Here is a 19,224-nt window from a genome sequence, read left to right as displayed (position 1 = left end):
TCTGTGAATTTGTGGTGAGTATGAGACAGCGACACGCCGACGTGACGGCGTGTCGCTGTCTCATACTCACCGCAAACTGCGGCTGCACGGGCTATACGTTCGGGACCCGCAGCTTGTCCCAGCTCTTACGGCCCGGAACGCCGTCCGCGTCCTCGCCGGAGTAGCCCAGCTTGCGCTGCCAGGCCGCGTACGACTTGCGGTCCGCCTCGGTCCACTCCGGGCTCGGCCCCTCCTCGTACCGCCCGCAGCCCTCGGCGACCAGACGCTTGCCCATCGCCGTGATGATCTTGCTCTCGCGGCCGTTCTGGAAGAACGCCGAGCCCGGGAAGGGCTCGTACGTCGCGGGCTTGGGCGGCTTGGGCTGCTGCGGGGTGGGGCCGTCCGGCTTGGCGCCCAGGCGCTTGGCGATACGGGAGCGCATGGTGTCCATCGAGAAGCCGCGCGGGTCCACCTTGCCCGGCTGCCACTCCAGGTGGCCGATCACCGACCGCTGGGTCCAGCCGTGCACCCGGCAGATGGCCGCGGCCACCTTCTCGATGGCCAGCTTCTGCGCCTCCGGCCAGGGGTCCTCGCCATCGCCGAGGTTGATGCACTCGAAGCCGTAGAAGTGGCGGTTGCCGTCCGTGTCGGCCTCGTTGTCGCGGGGCAGCGCCGTCTCGTTGATGACGGCGTTGAGCACATCGCCGTCGCCGAGGCCGGCGTGGTTGGCGCGGCCGTTGCCGACCAGGTGGACCGCGCCCGACTTGTCGATGACGCCGTGGCACAGCGGTCCGGGCAGGGCCGAGTGGCCGTCGTAGCACAGCGCCACGGAGGAGGCCGTGCCCTTGGTGACGGTGTGGTGGATCATCACCCCGTTCATCGGGCCCCAAGGGCCCTTGGAGTTGCGGTTGTGGGTGCGCCAGCTGCGGACTTCGTGGACTTCCAGTCCCTCGTCGCGCAGTGCCTTCAGCAGGCGGTCGGCGGTCAGGGGAGTGGCCATCGTGGTGCTCCTTCAAAGGGGATACCTGGTGATGTACGGATGTCGTCGGTGCGGGGCTCAAACCGCCCCGTGCCCGACCTTCACTTCTCCGCTTCTGCTTCCGCCTGGGCCTGGGCCGCGAGCGTCTGCCGCTCGACGGCGCCGATGGCCGTACGGGTCGGGGTCAGCCGGTTATCCCCGGAGCGGTACGTGTTGTCCCAGGACGGTACGTGGCGTTGACCGCGGGTCACCCTCAGCGGCGCAACTCCAGGCACACCCAACCGAGTTGCTCGGCCGCGCGATGGCGTGGGCGCTGCCGGCAAGCTCTTCGAAATTTCTCCCATGATCCCCCCGTCGCACTCCCGCGAAATCGGTATCGCAGGGCCCGCATGAATGCTTATTGAGTGTCTTTCTCCTGTTAAGGACAGGTCAAGGAGGTGTTCCGGTCATCTCGCCCTGTATCGGAATTCTAGATCCGTTCTCTCTATTCCCGCTCGAGTGGGGCATTATGCAGCAGCATTGCGGCGGTCATTCCTGATCAAAAACCACGAGGGCGGGGCGGCTACGGCGGAAACGAGCCGAATCGGCGCATACTTCGGCGCGCCGCTTTGCGGTCGGGTGGGCTCTGGGATAACGCGCACGCGGGCCCCCGGTCGGCGACCGGAGACCCGCGGGTGTGGTGCGTAGGGGGCATGGTGCGTACGGGGCATGGTGCGTACGCGGCCGCTAGCCGAGCTTGGCGGAGATGATGGGCGCGAGGTGGTCGGTGATGGTGCGGTGGCCCTTGTCGTTCGGGTGGACGGAGTCGGAGAGTTCGTCGGAGGCGAGCCACCCCGTGGTGTCGACGAAGGAGACCTTGCTGTCGCCGCCGCCGACCGCGGCGGTCACGGCCGCCTGGGTCTCGGGGACGAAGCGGCCGCGGAAGGTCTCCAGCGCGAAGATCCAGGCGTTGGGGTAGGCGGTGCGGACCTTGCGCAGCAGGCTGGAGTACGCGGCCTGGAACTGCGCCGAGGTCACACCGCGGCCCACGTCGTTGGTGCCGAGGTTGATGACCACCGCGTTCGCCTGGTAGCGGGAGAAGTCCCAGTCGGGCGTGGCGGCGTTCGGGTTCAGCTTGGTGAACTGCTGCTCCAGGCTCATCCGGTCGTCCGCCGTGTCCACGAGCGCGGCGCCGCCCTGGGCGATCTGGGTGTGGTCGGCGCCCAGTCGCTCGCCGATCAGCCAGCCGTATGCGGTGCGTGCGTTCTGAGAGGTTGTGGTGCCAACCGTGATCGAGTCGCCGACGAATTCGATCAGTTTCTTCGGGGTGGCCGGGGTGAAGGTGGTGGCTCCGCTGTCCAGGACGAGCCCCTGGAACACCGCGTCACCGTGATAGGAGCCCGCGACCACCTGATAGTTGACCTGAAGGGTGTGGTTTCCGGCGGACAGCGGGGTCGGGGTCAGGTTCACCGTGCCCTTGGCCTCGTCGAAGAACGTGGCGGGGCCGCCGTCGATACTGGCCCACAGGTCGATCGCGTTGCGCTGCTTGAGCTTGACGGTGCGGCCGGTGAAGCCGGTACGGAAGTACGCGCCCGCCCAGTAGGGGGTGTAGGCGGTGGTGGAGCTCTTGGTGTCCCAGCGGCCGGAGAACTTGATGTTGGGGTCGCCCGGGTCCCCCGGGGCGGCGGCCGCGGCCTTGGTGACGGTCTTGGTGGCGGCGGGCCGGGCGTTGACGGCGGTGATGCCCAGCTTCGAGGAGATGACCGGGGCGAGGCGGTTCGCGAACTTGGTGTGGCCGGACTCGTTGGGGTGCCCGTTGCCGTCCTCGTAGTCCGTGCCGTCGGTGAGCCAGCCTGTGGTGTCGACGTAAGTGACCTTGGCGTCCCCGGCGCCGGTGCGGGCGCTGACGGCGGCCTTGGTCTCGGCCACATAGCGCTTCTTGAGGGTCTGGAGCGCGAAGAGGGCCGCGTTCGGGTACTTGGTGCGGATGTCGCGCAGGAGGTTGGTGTACGCCGACTGGAACTCGGCGCCCGTGACACCGTGTCCGACATCGTTGGTGCCAAGGTTGATGACGACCGCGTTCGCTTGGTAGCGGGAGAAGTCCCAGTTCTGATCGCCGGTGGAGGCGGTCTTGAAGAACTGGGTGGCCAGCCCCGTGCAGCCGTCCTTGCCGACCAGGCAGTAGCCGGAGCGGGCGATCTGGGTGTGCCGCATGCCCAGCTTCTCGCCGGTCTTCCAGCCGTACGAGTCGAGCGCGAGCCGGTCGGTCAGGGCGCCGGCGGTGATCGAGTCACCGACGAACTCGATCAGTTTTGACGGGATTTGCGGGCTGATCGTGCCCGCGCCCGAGTCCAGTACGAGGCCCTGGAACACGGTGTCGCCCGAGCGGTAGGAGATCCGGAGGGTGTGGTTGCCCTGGGGGAGGGCCTGCGGGGTGAGGTTGACGGTGCCCTTGACGCCCGCGTAGAAGACATCGGCGGCGCCGTCGACGCTGGCGTAGAAGTTCACCGCGTCACGGGCCTTGACCTTCACGGTCGTCCCGGTGAACGCCGTCTGGAGATAGCCGCCGGTCCAGTTGGGCACGGCGGCGGTGCCCGAGCTCACATCCCAGCGGCCGACGTAGGAGATGTTCGGGTCGGTCACCGAACCGTTGCCCAGGGCCGCGGCAGTTGCCGCGGGTGCCTGTGCGGGGCGCGCCTGGGCTGTGTGGGCCTGGGCTGCGTGGGCCCGGGTGCCGCCCAGGCTCAGGCCCCAGACGAGCAGGGATGTGCTCATGACAAGCAGAAGCACCGCGCGTGCCGCGTGGGCGGCCGCACGGCCGGGGGTTCTTGTGGTGGCCCCGGTGCTCCTGGTGGGGGGTGCGATCGGCGGCATGGGCCGTCCTCTCTGTGGGCGGGTGCGGGTACCGGCCCGGGAACCTCCTCGGGAGCGCTCCCATCGCGGGCGCGCCCACGATGGAAGCCTTGAATCGGTTCAACGTCAAGAGAGGCGGTCAGGTTCGAAAATTCCCATCGAAAGTCCCAGCCGAAAGTCCGTCAAAAAGTTTCGTCCGGGCTGCCAATCACGTCCCGGACGGTCTCGACGATCTCCGACACCGCCCCCGCGGGGTCCGGATCGAGCGCCACTTGGCGCTCGAACTCGGCCAGCGCCTCCCGCATCATGTACGGCTGTTGCACAAAGGTGAGCTGTACGAGCTCGGCCCCACAGTCGACATAGTCCCGCTCCCCGTTTTCCAGGGCGGTGACCAGGTCCCACATCAGGTCGACCGCCTCGCTCGCGTCCTGCGGTGAGTGCATGAACATCCTCCGCTGGTCCCGTGACTCAAGTACGGTCCCGTTTCCTCGGACTGAGAGTGTCCCGCCTCATCACCGTGAGCGCATCCGTAATTGCGATAAGCGACAATCCGCGTCGGGCTTCGACCGGTTTCGGCGTATGCGCCGTCCGTCGTCGCCCGTTCCGGCCGCCGCCGCTGACCGGGGTGGCTGCCCTGGAGCCGCCCTGGAGGCGCCCTGGAGCCCCGCGGTGGAGTGGCCGCGTCGTACGCGAGCGATGCTCCGTTTACGATCTGACCATGTCAGATACCGGCGGCGTACGCGAGGTGAAGTCCGCGGCCCGCACCGTGGAGCTGCTGGAACTGCTCGCCGCGCGCGGCGACCGCCCGGCCCGGCTGCGTGAGCTCGCCGATGAGCTCGGGGTGCCGCGCAGCAGCATGTACGCGCTGCTGCAGACGCTGATCGACCGCGGCTGGGTGCGCACCGACGCCACCGGCTCGCTCTACGGCATCGGCATCCGCGCCCTGCTCACCGGCACCAACTACCTCGACAGCGATCCGCATGTGCGCACCGCGCGGCCCTACCTCGACGAGGCGTCCGACGCGCTCGGCGAGACCATCCACTTCGCCCGGCTCGACGGCGGCGACGTCGTCTATCTCGCCACCCGCGAGTCGCATGAGTATCTGCGCTCCTTCAGCCGGGTCGGCCGCAGGCTCCCCGCATACGCGGGCGCGCTCGGCAAGGCCCTGCTCGCCGAGCGGGACGAACGCGGGCTCCCCCTGCCCGACGGCCCCTGGGAACAACTGACGTCCAACACCCACACCGATCGCGCCTCGCTGGTCGCGGACCTGGCCGGGGTGCGGGAGCGGGGCTATGCGATCGACCGGGAGGAGGGCGTGGTGGGCATCGCGGGCTTCGGCTTCGCCCTGCGGTACGACTCGCCCGCCATCGACGCGATCAGCTGCTCGGTGCCGACGGCCCGGCTGACCGAGGAGCATGAGCGGCGGATCGTCGCCGTCATGCGCGAGATCCGCGGCCGGATCGAAGCCGCGGCGCCCGGCGCCGCGGGGGCGGCCCCTCAGTGGCGCTAGCCGTGCCGTTTTCTCCCGGCCGATAGGGTGCCGCCTCATGACTGCGGGAAATCCGAACGCCCCATTGCTGCACGCAAATAGCCTGCTCGCCACCTGTGAGTATTACCTCAGGCATTCCGACGGCGAGCGGGAGGTTCCCGGCTTGCTGGCCGATGTGGGGAACTGCTGTGACGAGGCCGGGGAAGTGGCGGCCTCCGGAGATGAGGAGGCCGCGGCCACCCTTGCCATCCTGCGCTCGATAGCCGCGACGTTCGCCCTGCGGTATGCCGTGTTGTTCACGGTGGCGTGTGATTTCGATGATGAAGACGGCACTTTGCTGGGCGGTATGGGGAAGCACGACAAGGCCGGCGTGAGTGGTCCCCTCGCGACGCAGGCGATCCAGGTGGCGCGAGCGGCCCTCGACGCCGACTCCATGGATCCCCTTGTGCCGTTGTATCTGGGGCATGCGCTGACCTGGGCGGGGGATCGCGACGGTGCCGTCGCGGCCTACGAGGAGGCGATGCGCCGGGATCCTGGGGATCGATGTGCGCGGTCCAGCCTGAGGTACCTCGGCGCGGCGCCCGGCCGTCGGCCGTCGCCGGGCGAGATGAGCCACGGGCGTCATGGATTTGCCTTGCTGCGTTGGGGTTTCTGGATTTCCAACAACGACTGGGACACCGGGTTTCTGCTGTTCAGCTCTGTTGCTGAGGCGCGTGCTCACATCGATGAGAAGCGCTATGCGGAAGATGTCCGCGGCGAGTTGGACGAGGAGGAGTGGGACGAGGACGAGTGGGACGAGGGCGAGGAGGATTTGGGCGACGGTGAGGACGAGGGTGCGAAGCAGACGCTCTTGCAGATACACCGGCCCGGGCAGCGCATTGCCGAGTACGACCTGAATGCCCGAACGCGAGCCGAGTCGGGTGACAAACCACTGCGTATCGACTGGTCGGATATTCCGGTGGACGAGCAGTTGGAGCCGCCACTTCCGCCGGGGCGCCCGCTCCGGATCGACGGCCGTCTGTGTTTCTACGGCGGCCAGGCGTAGTCGGCCCGCGTACGGCACCGCGCACCCGTAGCGGCTGCGCCGCGCCGAGGCCTTCGATACATTTCGTGGAGAGCGCCCTCGCCGCTCCCGCCGCGAACCCCCCGGTGATTCAGCCCTCAGGGTGCCATCGGCCCTCGGTGGGGCACCAGGTTTCCGACCGGCGGTCCCGTGGCTACGCCCAGCCCCGGTGCGCGGCGCGGACGCCGGCCTGGAAGCGGCCGCCCGCGCCCAGGCGCTGTTGGAGGTCGCTGATCCGGCGGCGCAGCGTCCGCAGGCTGATGCCCAGGTGGCGGGCGATCGCCTCGTCCTTCATGCCGACGGCCAGCAGGCCGACCAGCGTGCGGTCGGCGTCGCCGAGCTCCTCGTCCTCCTTGGCCGGCGGGCCGTCCAGCGGTGTGGCCTGTTGCCACAGCGTCTCGAAGAGCGTCCGCAGCGCGTCGGTGAGCCCGGAGTGCCGTACGATCACCGAGCTGTAGACCGGCCCGGCGTCGACGCTGGTGAGCGGCAGCATCGCGGTCCGGCCGTCGATCACCATCAGCTTCATGGGGACGGTGGGCAGCACCCGCGCCTGTTCGCCGAGCGCGACCATGCCCTCGGCGTAGGCCAGCAGATCCGGGGACTCCAGGGATTGGACGGAGTAGAGCGCGCGGTACGCGACACCGCGGCGCAGCACCTCACTCTGGAGGTCCAACTGGGGGGTGAGCGGGGCGAGGTAGGGCGGGGAGTCGATGAGGCAGACCTCGTGTTCGGCCTGGGCGTACAGCTCCTCCAGCCGGGCGGCGTTGGCGCTCTCCCCGCGCACCACCTCGACGAGGCCGGCCGGTTCGGAGCGCAGCACCCCCGCCGCGTAGATCTTGGCCATGTCGTCGGCGGTGGCGGCGAGCAGCTCGGACTCGGTTTCGCGCTTACGGATGAGGGCCCGGATGGCGATGCGGGGGTCCACCGGTCGCAGACCGCCGGTGGAGTCGGGGGCCTGCAGCAGGCCGAGGCGGAGCAGCCGGGCGCAGGCGCGGCGGACGCGTGACGGGGAGGCCCGGACCAGCTCCGACCAGGTGGTGACGCCGGCATCCGGCTGATGGAGGATCGCGTGGTACACCGTCTCGTCGAAGTCGGAGACCCCTGCCGCGGCCCAGGGGCTCGGGCTCGTGGCGGGGGTCTCCTCGGCTGCTCTGTGGTCCACTTGCGGCGGCTCCGGCGCGTCGATGCAACGATTCAACGGCACGCTAGACGGAGTTTGTTACCGCCGAAGGGCGGATCTCGGCCTACTTCAGGCCATATGCGCGGGTGACCGTTTGATCGATTCGATTGCCGTCGGCGTCGGTGGCCTGGACGCGCAGGGCGACGAAGCCGTTGGAGGCGCCGAGAGCGGGGTGTTTCACGGTGGCCTTGTAGCCCGCGCGGGAGCCGGTCAGCCTGGCCTCCTTCCAGGTCCCGCCGTCGTCGTAGGACACCCACGCCTTGACCGTCTTGACCTTCGACTCCTCCGCGCCCTCCTGATGGCGCGGCGCCAGTTGGAAGCTGAACCGGCGCCCTGCCTCGGTGCGGCCGAACAGGTCGAGGGCCAGGCCGTAGTCCACGGAAAGGAGGGGGAGGGCCTTCGCCTCGGCCGTCCGGGCGGAGGTGAAGTCCCATTCGGTGCTGGTCTTCGTCGAGTACGCCGCCCAGCCCGCCGTGCGCTCGGCGTCGATCGTCAGCTTGTACGCGGCCTCGTCGGTGGGCACCTGGAACGTGCCGGAGCCGTACGGGGCCTCGCCGACCAGCTTTCCGTCCGCGTACAGACTCGTCTTGACCTTGTCCACGTTGTCCTTGGCCGCGCCCGCCGAGCCGTAGTGACCGCTGCCGGAGTCGGCGTACTCGGGGATGGCGAGGGTGAGTTCATCGCCCTCGCGCTGTGAGACGCCGAACTCGGCGGCGGTCGTCGGGCGGAACACGGGTGACAGCCAGTCCACCTTCTGCTTCGTCCCGGGCCGGTAGGTGACCAGGGGCGCCCACTGCCGGCCGGCGCCGTCGTAGTCCTGCATGGCGGTGCGCCAGACGCGGGTGTCGGGGGCGGCGCTGTAGTACTCGGTGCGCTGGGTGCCCAGCGGCACGTCGTACTTCGACTCCACCGAGAAGAGCTGGTACGGGCGGAAGGTGTGCGTGGCCTCGGCGCCGATCTGCCCCTTGGCCGAGCCGAGGTAGCGGGCCGTGACCTTGGTGGTGTTGCGGCTGTCGAGGGGGTAGGTCAGATCCTTGCCGATGGCACCGGGCTCGGGCAGCAGCACGTCGTACACGTACGGGCTGACCGCCGTGCCGCCGAGGTCGAGCGTCACCGCGCCGCGGCCCTCCGCGGTGAGCAGGGACAGCAGCTTGTCGCCCTCTTCGCCGGGTATGGAGATGGCCGGGATCGTGGCGCTGTCGACCGCGGTGAGCCACAGCCCGGCCGTGGTCCTGCGGTACACGAGGACGTAGGCGGCGCCCGCCTGGGTGGCGTTGTTGACGGCTTCGTCGGGCCAGCCGTCCGGTGGCAGGCCCACCAGCACGGCCTTGCCCTTCACATCCAGGCCCTCGAAGTCCTCGGCCGTGCCGCCCTTGGCGTCCACCAGCCGCACCTTGCGGTTACCGGTGATCTTGACGGGCCAGCCGGTGTACGTGTCCACGTACTCCGGGTTCAGCGTCACCCGTTCCGGGCTGGTGACGCTCGCCGTCAGCTTCCGCTTCTCCAGCCGCCATCTGCTGTAGAACTCGAAGGAGCCGTCGGTGACCTGCTTGGTCGGGGCGGCGTAGATGTGCTTCTTCCACTTGCCCATGGCGTAGGTGAGCCCGAAGGAGCTGCCTCCCTTGCGCTCCCGGTGCCAGGAGGTCGTCACGCCCTGGAGCTCGGCGTCCTTCTCCTTCGTCTGTGGCTTGATCTCGACGGCCTTGCGCGCGTCGAGAGTGAGCGAGGTGTCGCCCGTGACCTCGATCTGCGGGTCGCCGACAATGCTCGTCCCGACCTCGTGCCGCCCGCTGTCGAGGACGGGGATCCAGGTGGCGAGGGAGTAGGTGCCCTTCTCCACCCGGAAGGTCTCGGATCCTGTCAGGTAGCCGAACTGGTTGTACGAGTAGTCGGCGAGGTTCTGGAAGGTGAAGAGGGCCGACGGCACCGGCTTGCCCTCGCGGTTCAGCAGTTCGACCTTCAGGTCGTACAGATCCGCCTCCCGCTCGTACCCGACGGCCGTGGTGGCCTTGACCGTACCGTCCTCGCTGGTCGCCGTGATGTACCCGGTATGGCGGCCGACGTCGGCCTTCGCCGGGTCGACGGTCACCGCGACCTTCGCGGCGCCGTTCGCCGGCACCGTCACGCTGTCGGACTCCAGCGAGAGCGACCCGCCGTCCACCGAGGACGTCAGCTTCAAGGTGACCGGCTTCTCGGTGGCGTTGGTGTAGGTGATCGTCTTGGTGTCCGGCGCGTCGTCCGCGTACCCGTACAGGCCGTAGCTGAGCGTCGGGGTCGCGAAGACGTTCTGGGTGGCGGCGCGCGGCACGTCGACCCGGCCGTCGCCCTGCTTGAAGGGGTCGTCGACGGTGTTGGTCTTCGCGGTGCTGGCGAGGGACGCCTTGATCTGCTGGGCGGTCCAGTCGGGATGCGCCTGTGCGACGATCGCCGCCGCACCCGCGACATGAGGCGTGGCCATGGAGGTGCCGTTGGCCGTGGTGTACAGGTCGTCGACCGGAGTGCCCATGCTCGTGCCGGCCGCGCGCGCCGCCGTGATGGCGACACCCGGTGCGGTGATCTCCGGCTTGACCGCGGAGTCCCCGATGCGCGGGCCGCGGCTGGAGAACGACGCCAGCTTGTCCTGCTTGTCGACGGCGCCGACGGTCAGGGCCGAGTCCGCGATGCCGGGCGTGCCCACGGTCTGCTCGAACGGGCCCGCGTTGCCCGCGGCGATCACGAACAGCGCCCCGGACGACGCCGACAGCTGGTCCACCGCCTCGCTCATCGGGTCCGAGGGGCCGCTCGCCGTGCCGCCGAGCGACATGGAGATCACCTTGGCGCCGGAGGCCGCGGCCCACTCCATGCCCTCGATGATCCACGAGGAGTAGCCCTCGCCCTTGTTGTTCAGCACCTTTCCGACCAGCAGCTTCGCGCCCGGTGCCACGCCTTTGCGCTTGCCGTCGGAGGCGGCGCCGCCGCCCGCGATCGTGGCGGCCACATGGGTGCCGTGCCCGAAGCCGTCCTGGACCGTCTCGTCCGGGACGAAGCTCTTGGAGTCGGCGACCGAGTCCTTGACGTCCGGGTGCCCCGTGTTTACACCCGTGTCCAGCACGGCGACCTTGACGCCCTTGCCGTCGTACCCGGCCTTCCACATCTCCGGGGCGCCGATCTGCGGGACGCTGACGTCGAGGGAGACCTTGACCTTCCGGTCCAGCCACACCTTCGCCAGGCCCTTGTCGCGGCTGATGTCGGCCCAGAACGCCGCGGCGTCGGCCTTCTTCGCGCTGAACGCGGCGCCGCCGACGCTGGACAGGGTCAGCGTCTTCCGCGCGCCCTCGGGTGTCGGATGCATGCCCTTGGTGCGGTAGGTGGCGATGACCGGTAACGAGCCGGTCTTCTTGTCGTCGTAGCCTTCCTTGACGAGCCGGGTGATGTTGAACAGGTTCGCGTCGAGCCGGCCCGCGGACAGCAGCTTGAGCGCGTCGTCGGGGACGACGCTGATCTCCTTGCCCTGCTGACTGGCCACGAAGTCGACCGACTCGCGGCCCGGGGCGCGCTTCACATCCACGGCGTAGCGGCCGTCGTCGCCGGGGGTGACGGTGACCGTATCGCCGGTGATCAGGGTGACCGTGTGTTCCGTTCGGACCGATGGGCCCTTCGGGGCGGCCTGGGACGGTTGCCCGCTCGCCACAGGCGCGGCCAGGCCGCTGAGCAGCCCGGCCGCGCCGGTGACAGCCAAAAGGCGACGCAATCTTCGCATCGGCTGGCTTTCCTCCCTCATCGCATGATCCGACTCTCTTGTCGGAAGGTGCGATCAGAGTGGTGGCCGGGAGCGAACGTGCTCAAGGGAAACCTGTGGCCAGGCTGTGCCAACGCCCCTATCGGTCACGGGAGTCGTACCAGGGAGCTTGCGTACCGGGGGCAGTCGTACCAGGGAGCTTGCGTACCAGAGGGCTTGCGTACCAGGGGCGGCTACTCGAACCAGCGCTGCGGGCTCGGCGCCGTGTTGCGCCAGATGTGCTTGGTCTCCTGGTATTCGGCCAGCCCCGCCCGGCCCAACTCCCGCCCCGTGCCGGACTGCTTCATCCCGCCCCACTCGGCCTGCGGCACGTAGGGGTGGAAGTCGTTGACCCACACCGTTCCGGCGCGCAGCCGCGAGGCCATCCGGTGCGCCCGGTCGGCGTCCTGCGTCCATACGGCCGCGGCCAGGCCGTAGACGGTGTCGTTGGCCAGGGCGAGCGCTTCGTCCTCGTCGCGGAACCGCTCGACCGTCAGTACTGGGCCGAACGACTCCTCCTGGACGACGGACATGTCCGGGGTGCAGTCGTCCAGCACGGTCGGCAGGTAGTAGTAGCCGTCCTCCAGTGTCGGGTCGGCCGGGGGCGTGCCGCCGCAGCGCAGCACCGCGCCCTCGTCCAGCCCGGCCGCCACATACATCGCGACCTTCTCGCGGTGGTCGGCGGAGATCAGCGGGCCGGCGCGGGCGTTCTCGTCGAAGGGGCCGCCGAGCCGGATTCTGCGGGCGCGGTGGACGACCTCGTCGACGAACGCGTCGTGCAGCTTCTCCTGGACGAGGAGCCGGGCGCCGGCCGAGCAGACCTGTCCGGAGTGGAGAAAGATGGCGGTCAGGGCGTGGTCGACGGCGGCGTCGAACTCGGCGTCGGCGAACACCACATTGGGGTTCTTGCCGCCCAGCTCAAGGGCGAGCTTCTTGACCGTGGGCGCGGCGGCGGCCATGATCCATCGCCCGGTGGGCACGCTGCCGGTGAACGACACCATGTCCACCCGCTCGTCCGTGGTCAGCGGCGCGCCCACCGTCGACCCGCTGCCCAGAACGAGATTGGCGGTGCCCGCGGGCAGCCCGGCCTCCGCCAGCAGCCGCATCAGGCCGATCGCGGAGTGCGGGGTCAGTTCGCTGGGCTTGAGGACGAAGGTGTCGCCCGCGGCGAGCGCGGGGGCGACCTTCCAACTGGTCTGCAGCAGCGGGTAGTTCCACGGGGTGATCAGGGCGCAGACGCCGACCGGCTCATGCACGACCCTGCTGTCGATCTCGGGACGGCCCGCGTCGACGACCCGGTCCGCCCCGTCGGTGGCGGCCAGATCGCCGAACCAGCGGAAGCAGGCGGCGACATCGTCGAGGTCGTACTCGCTCTCGACCAGCCGCTTTCCGGTGTCCATCGACTCCGCGCGAGCCAGCTCGGCCTTGTCGCGGCGCAGCAGATCGGCGACGCGCAGCAGCAGCCCGCCCCGCTCCGCGGCGGGGAGGCGGGGCCACGGGCCGCGGTCGAACGCGTCCCGGGCGGCCTCGGCCGCGGCGAAGGCGTCCTTGGGGCCGGCGTCGTCGACCGTGCCGACCAGCGTGCCGTCCGCGGGGGAGTGGATCTCCCTCACTTGTCCGTCGAGAGCGGCGGTCCACTGGCCACCGATGAACAGCTCCGGCATGGGGCGCCTCCGGGTTCGGAGGGACGGTGCGCATACCTGTGGCGGTGCGCATGAACCCGTATATACCGAGCCTAAGCGGCGCCTCCCGGCCTCGCACGGCGTGTGAGGGGCAGCCGCCTGGTCTGGCTGGTGTACGCGTACACCAAAGTGACGCGGGAGCCGGGGGTGACGTCCTCGGCCGGCCGCCCGGCATGCACAATCCCTGCCATGGTCCGTGATCCGCAAGCCCCGCGATCCCCGCAAGCTCCGCAGTCCCCGTACGCCCTCGCCGACGAACTGCTGGCCGCTCTCGATCCGCTGCCCTACCCGAGCCGGATGCGGGAGCTGGCCCTGCGAGCGCGGGCGGCGAGCGCTCACGGACAACTGGCTGGGCTGCTCGAAGAGCTGTCGGAGCGTGGCGGGTACGAGCGGGCGCTGGCCGTGACTGCCGCGGCGGTCGGCGGCCGGACCGGCTGTCTGGAACGGCGGCTGGCCGATCCCGACCCCGTCGTACGCGGCCACGCCCTCAAGGCCGCGCGCCGCGGACAGCTCACGGACGCCGCGCTGGAGGCCGCCTTCGAGGACGCCCCCGCCGCCATGCGGCGCCAGCTGGCCCGTACCGTCGTCGCCGGGCGGCGCACCGCGCTCGCCGACCGCCTCGTCGAGCCCCTGCGGGAACGCTGGGGCGACGCGGAGGCGGCCCGGCTGCTGCCCGCCTGCGGGCCCGAGACCGTCGCCCGGCTACTCCCGGACCTCTTCCACGCCGTCACCAGCTGGCGCGCCCTCGCCTCCCGCCACCCCGCCGCGGTCCTCGACGAGGCCGAGCGGCAGCTGGCCGCGCTCCCCGAGGCGCTGCGCCACCACTGGTGGTTCCGCCACGCCCCCTGCGTCGCGCTCGCGGCGCCCGCTGAGCCGCAGCGGGTCCTGGGGCTGCTGGAGCAGCTGTGCCACAGCGTGCTGCCGCTTCCGGTGCGGCATCGGCTGGGCGCGCTGGCCGCCGCCGAGCCCGGCCGCACGATACGGCTCCTGCTGGCGCCCGAACACGCCGGAGTCCTGCGCGGCCGGGGCCTGGAGCGCGCCGTGCTGCGGCGACTGGTCCGCGCGGACCCGCCCGAACTGGTCGACCTGGCGCGGGCGCTGGGCCACGACGCCCAGGCCCTGTCCCGGCTGCTGGCCGCCCTGCCGCCCGCCCGCCGCCCCGACTTCTTCGACGCGGCCGTCGCCGAACGCGACCTGAGCCGCGCCGATGTGGAGCCCGACCTGCTCGAGGTGCTGCCCCGGCCGCGCCGCGAGGCGGAGGCCCGCCGGATGGCGGCGCGGGCGCGTGAGCGGGGCGCGCACTGGGCCACGGTGCTGGAGTCGGTCGCGTATCTGCCGGTCGAGGAGGCGCGCGATGAACTGCTGCGCGCCGTCCGCCGCTCCTCGGCCGACGACCGCGCGCTGGCCTATCCGCTCCTCGTACGCAACACCGCCCGCTCCGGCGACCCGGACGCGGTCACCTCGCTGCTGGCCCTGCTGGAGCGGCTGCGCAACGAACAGGACCCGGTGCGGTCGGCCGCGCTGCGCGCACTGGCCGAAACGCACCCCTCGCTCTTCTGCGACGCGGCTGCCGAACACCTGGACCGGATCGCCACCGACGCCATCGAGGCACGCGACTCCTCGCCGGCGACCCGGCAGGCCCTGCGCCTCCTGGCCGTCGCCCTCCTGCGGGAACACGCCGTCACCGGCCGACGGGAGCTGATCGGCTGGGCGCTGCGCACCGTCACCCGGCTCGCCGGGAACGTCGGCCGCACCGACCTGGGCCGGCTCGACCACACCCTGCGGCGCGGCCAGGAACAGGCGGTCTTCGAAGCGCTGCGGCCATGGCTGGAGGCCGGCGCCGACCGGGTCGACCACGAGCTGACCTTCGCCCTCACCCGCTCGCTCGGGCGCCGCGCCCACGACATGCCCGAGCTGCAGGAACTGCTGCGGCAGGCCATTCAGTTCGGCAGCAATACGACCGTCCGCACGGCCGTGGGGCTGTGGCTCGACGACCCCGCGCGGCGCGACGAGCGGGTCGCCGAACTGCTCGCCCTCGAGCCCTCGGCCGCCGTGCTGCCGCCCGTCCTCGCGGTGCTGACGCACCGCCGCACCGATCTGCTCGACGTCGTGCTGGACGACAGCCCTCCCTACGGCCGCTTTCTGACGCCCGGCAGCCACTGGACGCCCCCGGTCGACCACAGCACCGGCCGCTGGCTGCCCCGCCAGCGCGCCGCCGCGGCCCGGCTCCTCGCCCGCGCCGCCGCCGACGGCTCGCTGCGCACGGACCAGCGCACGGCGGCCGTCGCCGCCGCCGCGCGCATCCCGGACTACGGCGCCGAGACCGCCCTGGCCTGGACCGACTCCGAAGACGTGGCCTTGGCGGAGGCCGCCCTCGCCGCCCTGGCCCGGACCGACCGCCCGGGGGACCACCTTCCCCTGCTGCTCACCTACGCGGGCGGTGACCGGGCCCGGGTGGCGGTCTACGCGGGCACGAGGGCATCCCAGTACGTGGCGCCGGCGCGGCTGGAGGGGCTGCTGCGCGGGGTGCTCGCGCCGGGGGAGCCGGCGGCGGGCGCCGCGGCCGCGGCCGTGGGCGCTGGGGTGGCTGCCGAGGTGGCACCCGGGGTGGCTCCGGCCGTGCCCGCGAAGGTCACCAGCCGGAAGGAGGCCGCGCGGCTGGCCGCCACCCGGCTGCCGACCGCCGACGCCGCCGCGCTGCTCGCCGACGTGTACGACGCGCCGGGCCAGCACCACGATGTGCGGGCGGCCTGTGTGGCCTTCGCGACCGGGCTGCTCGGCCACGAGTCCGCCTGGGAGCTGCTGTCGGCCGCCGCCCGTGGGCGGCGCGAACTGCGGTGGGCCGTGCTGCGCAACCGCCCGCTGGACCTGCCCGAATTCCACCGGGCCCGCTACGCCCGCCTCGTACAGGACGCATGCGACACGGACGACCCCGAGGTCGCCTCGGCGGGCCACGCCGCGCTCGCCACCTGGTCCCCCTGGGCGCCGGACGCGGCTGCGGTGCTGGTGGCCGCCGCCACCGACCTGGGCGACCGGGCCCGCTGGCAGTCCGCCGCCGACGCGCTGATCGACCTGATGGCCGCCGTGCCCGGCGGCATGCCCGCGGACAACCCCCTGGCCTGGGTCCTCGCGGCCCTCGCCGCGGCCGACGCCCACCCGCAGGCGCCCGACGCCGAACCGGACCGTGACCGCCCGGCCCGCCGCCGCATCCGGCGCATCACCGACAGACTGGCCCAGCACAGCCGGATGCGGCCGGGCACGATGCGGCCCGTGGCGACCGCGGCGGCCGAACTCCTCGCGGGCTATGAGCCCTTCGTCGCCGACGCCGCCCATGTGCTCGTCAACGCCGTCGACCTGGACGCCGAGCCCCGTGTCCTCACCGCCGCACTCGCCCGGCTGGCCCGTCTGCACGCCACCCGGCCGGCCCTCGCGGCCCATACCGCCGACACCCTGCGCCAGAGACTGCGCACGGCCTCGTTGCCCGGCCGGAGCGAGGCCCTGCTGCGGGCCGCGCGGGACCTCGGCGACGACGGCGCACTCGCCTCCGGTCTGTTCGCCGTCACCCTCACCGACGTGGGCGGCGCGCGTACGGAATGGGCGGAGCCCTGGCGGACCCGGCTGCGCGCGCTGCGCCGCCACCCGCACCCGGACGTCCGCGATGCCGCGCTGTTCCTGACGACCGCGCAGGAGTGAGCGCTCGTGAGTATGACGCCTACTCATTCCGGCGCCAGACCTGTTCCTCGAACCGGTAGCCGTACTCCGGGCGCCCCTTGACACCGCTGGTGCGGAACGGGGCGCCGTGGTCGTCGATCCGTATCGTCCCCTCGCGGTCGCCACTGGTCCAGTCGAGCTCCAGATACCAGTTGCAGTCGCAGCCGGACGTACGGGCGTTGACCAACAGCACCTCCGGGTCCGTGTCGGACACGCGATACGGAAAGCGGACGGCGGGGATCGGCTCGCCAGCGTCGTTGCCGTCCGTCGGGACGGCCAGGGGGCGGGCGGCGTCCAGGTTGACGGAGAAGGCGCGCGGGGTCAGGGAGCCGCCACAGCCGTTGTCCATCGTGAAGGAGGACCAGGGCAGCGGGGCGCGCCGCCCCACCACCCGCACATGCAGGGCCTGCAGCACGACGGCCGACTCCGAGCGGCCCTTCACCGCCATCTCGACGTTCGTCGTGCCGCCGTGCACCGCGCCATGCGCGGACGCCCAGGCCGCGGCGTCCTGCTCGACGGGCGGCGGGGCGACCTGGGACGAGGGCCGGTCGATGAGATAGCGGTGGCCGCAGCCGTTCTCCCAGACGTGGGAGCGAGTGCTGATGGTGAGCGGCGTGCCGCTCCCCGGCTTGTCGTCCCGGCCGCCGCCCGAGCCGCCGCCGCTGGATCCGCCCTGCCTGGGCGACGCGGAGGCGGACGCGCCGCCGCGCCGCTTGTCGCCCCGGGGTGAGGCCGACCCGTGCCCGTCCGCCGTGTCGTCCTTCTTGAGCTCGCCCCGCGCGGTGGGGCGGGTCGATGGTGCGGTGCCTGACGCGGGCGCGGAGGGTGCGGGGGACGAGGGCGATGAGGGGGACGTGGCGGCATCCTCCCGCTCGCCCCCGGTGGTCGACCGCACCTCCACGGCCGTGAGAGCGAGAACCGCCGCCGCGGTCGCCCCGAGCACCAGCCCCCACGGTCGGCTCCGCCAGGCACGAAGCCCGTCCGTCGGCCTCCTCGCGCCGTCCACTGCCGGCACGGGCCGCAACGATCCGCGCCCGGCCGCGCTCCTCCTCCTTCTTCCCGCAGCTCCCGCCGCGCGCTCGCCCGGGCCATCGGACGCCCGCTCTCCCCGCGCCACGTTGCCCCCTACCGCGCGCCGTTCGCTGCCGGCCCGCGCTTGCTGCCGCTCGACCGACGGACCACCACCCCTACGCGCCCCCGGTCCCGCGCCGGCCCCGCCCGCACGCGAGGCACCACCCTGGCCGGCCTCGCGCCCTGCCGCGCCTTCGGTGTTGGGGGCTGCCTTGGTGTGGCTTTGGGACGTGCCGTCCCCGGCCGTGTCGTCCCCGGCCGTGTCGTCCCCGGCCGTGTCGTCCCCTGGGCTGACGGGACGCGCAGTCCTTCCGCGCTTGCCGTGGTCGGAGTCGGCCGAGCCCTCTACGGCGAAGGGCACCGTGATCCGGCTTGCGGAAGTGTTGCTCCCCGTGGTGGCGTCCTCCGCCGTGCCCCCCGCCTCGCTCGCGCGGGCCCGTGACGGATCGGCCGCCGTGGCGTGGGCCTCCGCCGTTCTCGCCGACGACGCGTCAACCGCGGTGTCACGCCCGACCCTCGGGCCCGGCTCACCCGCCACGGCGGCGTCGGCGGTCAACGGGCCCCCGAGGCCGGTCGCGTCATCGGCACCGCAATCCGCCGTCCGCCCAGCACCCGACTCCGCGGGGCCCGGGCCTCCCTTGTCAGCGATCGACCGATCGCCCTCGCGGGGCGCGGCAGCGGGGGAGGCTGCGGGAGTGAAGGGTGCGCGGGGTCGGCCGATGTCCGGATCGGAGGAGCCGCGCGCCTGCGCCGCCGACGGCGCGGGCGCGCGGTGGTCCGGCTGGGCCGGGGACGAAGGGTTTCGTGGTCCGGCGGGGCTCGGCGAGCTGTCCGTCCGGTCGGGGGTGCGGGCGGCCTGTGGCGGGTGATGGTGCGGGTCGGTGGCCCGCCCCGCCTTGTGGCCGTCGGCGGTTCGCCCATCGGTCTCGGGGGCTCCAACGGCATCGGGCGCCCCGGCAGCCCGCGTCGCCGAGCCGCGCCTGGCGGTGGCGGGCCCTGACGCGCCGTCCGGCGTGGTCGCCCGCACGCTGCCGCCTCGGCCGGAGGCCGCTCGTCTTGCCGCGTCCGCCAGGATCCACCGGCGGTGTAAGGCGATCAGCTCCTCCGGCGTGGCTCCACACAGCCGCGCGAAGCGCTCCACCGGCGCGTACTCCGCCGGCACCGCGTCACCGTTGCAGTAGCGGTGCAGCGTCGACGTGCTGACGTGCAGTCGCCCGGCCAGCGCACCGTAGCTCTGGCCCGATCGGTCCTTCAGCCTGCGCAGACTCTCCGCGAATTCGGTGATCTCTTCCCCGTTGCTCATCTGAACCACCCCCCACGATTCCATACACCGCCACCCGCGCTCAGGTTCCACCGTCCCGCGACCGCGTTCCAGGCTGTTGTTATTCCCCCAAGTCAGAGTACGTGTAGGCATTCCAGCGTCCCGGATGCCACGCCACCCGTAGCGGCGGCGGCACGGCGACGCCCACGCTGGGAACCGG

Annotated in this window: 11 protein-coding genes; 3 read left to right on the top strand and 8 right to left on the bottom strand. The window is 71.7% G+C overall.

The genetic code is table 11. From position 1 onward, the window contains the following. Positions 1–91 precede the first annotated feature (91 nt). The 4 genes from ACWDSL_RS30400 to ACWDSL_RS30385 all read right to left on the bottom strand — a co-directional run bounded on the left by ACWDSL_RS30400 (position 92) and on the right by ACWDSL_RS30385 (position 4,233). Positions 92–979, bottom strand: a complete 888-nt coding sequence (locus ACWDSL_RS30400; protein WP_450490816.1) for a peptidoglycan-binding protein — start codon at positions 977–979, stop codon at positions 92–94. Between the two features lie 80 nt (positions 980–1,059). Then, positions 1,060–1,209 (bottom strand): hypothetical protein, encoded by a 150-nt coding sequence (locus tag ACWDSL_RS30395; RefSeq protein ID WP_450490814.1) that lies wholly within the window; start codon positions 1,207–1,209, stop codon positions 1,060–1,062. 475 nt (positions 1,210–1,684) lie between these two features. Continuing rightward, on the bottom strand, positions 1,685–3,712 hold the full coding sequence (locus tag ACWDSL_RS30390; RefSeq protein WP_450490812.1) for a GDSL-type esterase/lipase family protein: 2,028 nt from the start codon (positions 3,710–3,712) through the stop codon (positions 1,685–1,687). A 260-nt stretch (positions 3,713–3,972) separates the two neighbouring features. Then, on the bottom strand, positions 3,973–4,233 hold the full coding sequence (locus tag ACWDSL_RS30385) for a hypothetical protein (RefSeq protein ID WP_143667771.1): 261 nt from the start codon (positions 4,231–4,233) through the stop codon (positions 3,973–3,975). A gap of 275 nt (positions 4,234–4,508) precedes the next feature. Between ACWDSL_RS30385 and ACWDSL_RS30380 the strand changes: the two genes are divergently transcribed. Together ACWDSL_RS30380 and ACWDSL_RS30375 are read left to right on the top strand one after the other, a co-directional pair. Then, positions 4,509–5,300 carry an IclR family transcriptional regulator gene (locus ACWDSL_RS30380; protein ID WP_450490810.1) on the top strand — a complete coding sequence of 264 codons (792 nt, stop codon included), beginning with the start codon at positions 4,509–4,511 and terminating at the stop codon, positions 5,298–5,300. A gap of 37 nt (positions 5,301–5,337) precedes the next feature. Next, a complete protein-coding gene (locus ACWDSL_RS30375) occupies positions 5,338–6,324 on the top strand; it encodes a tetratricopeptide repeat protein (protein WP_450490808.1) in 987 nt (328 codons plus the stop codon). 172 nt (positions 6,325–6,496) lie between these two features. On the opposite strand, the gene ACWDSL_RS30370 is transcribed toward ACWDSL_RS30375, so the two are convergent. The 3 genes from ACWDSL_RS30370 to ACWDSL_RS30360 form a co-directional block, all read right to left on the bottom strand. After that, on the bottom strand, positions 6,497–7,504 hold the full coding sequence (locus tag ACWDSL_RS30370; RefSeq protein ID WP_450490806.1) for a helix-turn-helix transcriptional regulator: 1,008 nt from the start codon (positions 7,502–7,504) through the stop codon (positions 6,497–6,499). An 82-nt stretch (positions 7,505–7,586) separates the two neighbouring features. Then, positions 7,587–11,261 (bottom strand): S8 family serine peptidase, encoded by a 3,675-nt coding sequence (locus ACWDSL_RS30365; RefSeq protein WP_450490804.1) that lies wholly within the window; start codon positions 11,259–11,261, stop codon positions 7,587–7,589. A 212-nt stretch (positions 11,262–11,473) separates the two neighbouring features. After that, complete coding sequence (locus tag ACWDSL_RS30360; RefSeq protein WP_450490802.1) at positions 11,474–12,943, bottom strand: aldehyde dehydrogenase family protein; 1,470 nt, start codon at positions 12,941–12,943, stop codon at positions 11,474–11,476. 207 nt (positions 12,944–13,150) lie between these two features. Here ACWDSL_RS30360 and ACWDSL_RS30355 point away from each other — a divergent pair, with 207 nt between their 5' ends. Then, positions 13,151–16,654 carry a hypothetical protein gene (locus ACWDSL_RS30355; protein ID WP_450490800.1) on the top strand — a complete coding sequence of 1,168 codons (3,504 nt, stop codon included), beginning with the start codon at positions 13,151–13,153 and terminating at the stop codon, positions 16,652–16,654. 19 nt (positions 16,655–16,673) lie between these two features. Here ACWDSL_RS30355 and ACWDSL_RS30350 read toward each other — a convergent pair whose 3' ends face one another. Continuing rightward, positions 16,674–19,046, bottom strand: a complete 2,373-nt coding sequence (locus tag ACWDSL_RS30350) for a helix-turn-helix domain-containing protein (protein ID WP_450490798.1) — start codon at positions 19,044–19,046, stop codon at positions 16,674–16,676. Positions 19,047–19,224: the final 178 nt, after the last annotated feature.

It is taken from the genome of Streptomyces sp. NPDC000941 (assembly GCF_053599555.1).
The sequence above is the reverse complement of the archived record's forward strand: the minus strand, read 5'-3'. Positions and strand labels throughout refer to the sequence as shown.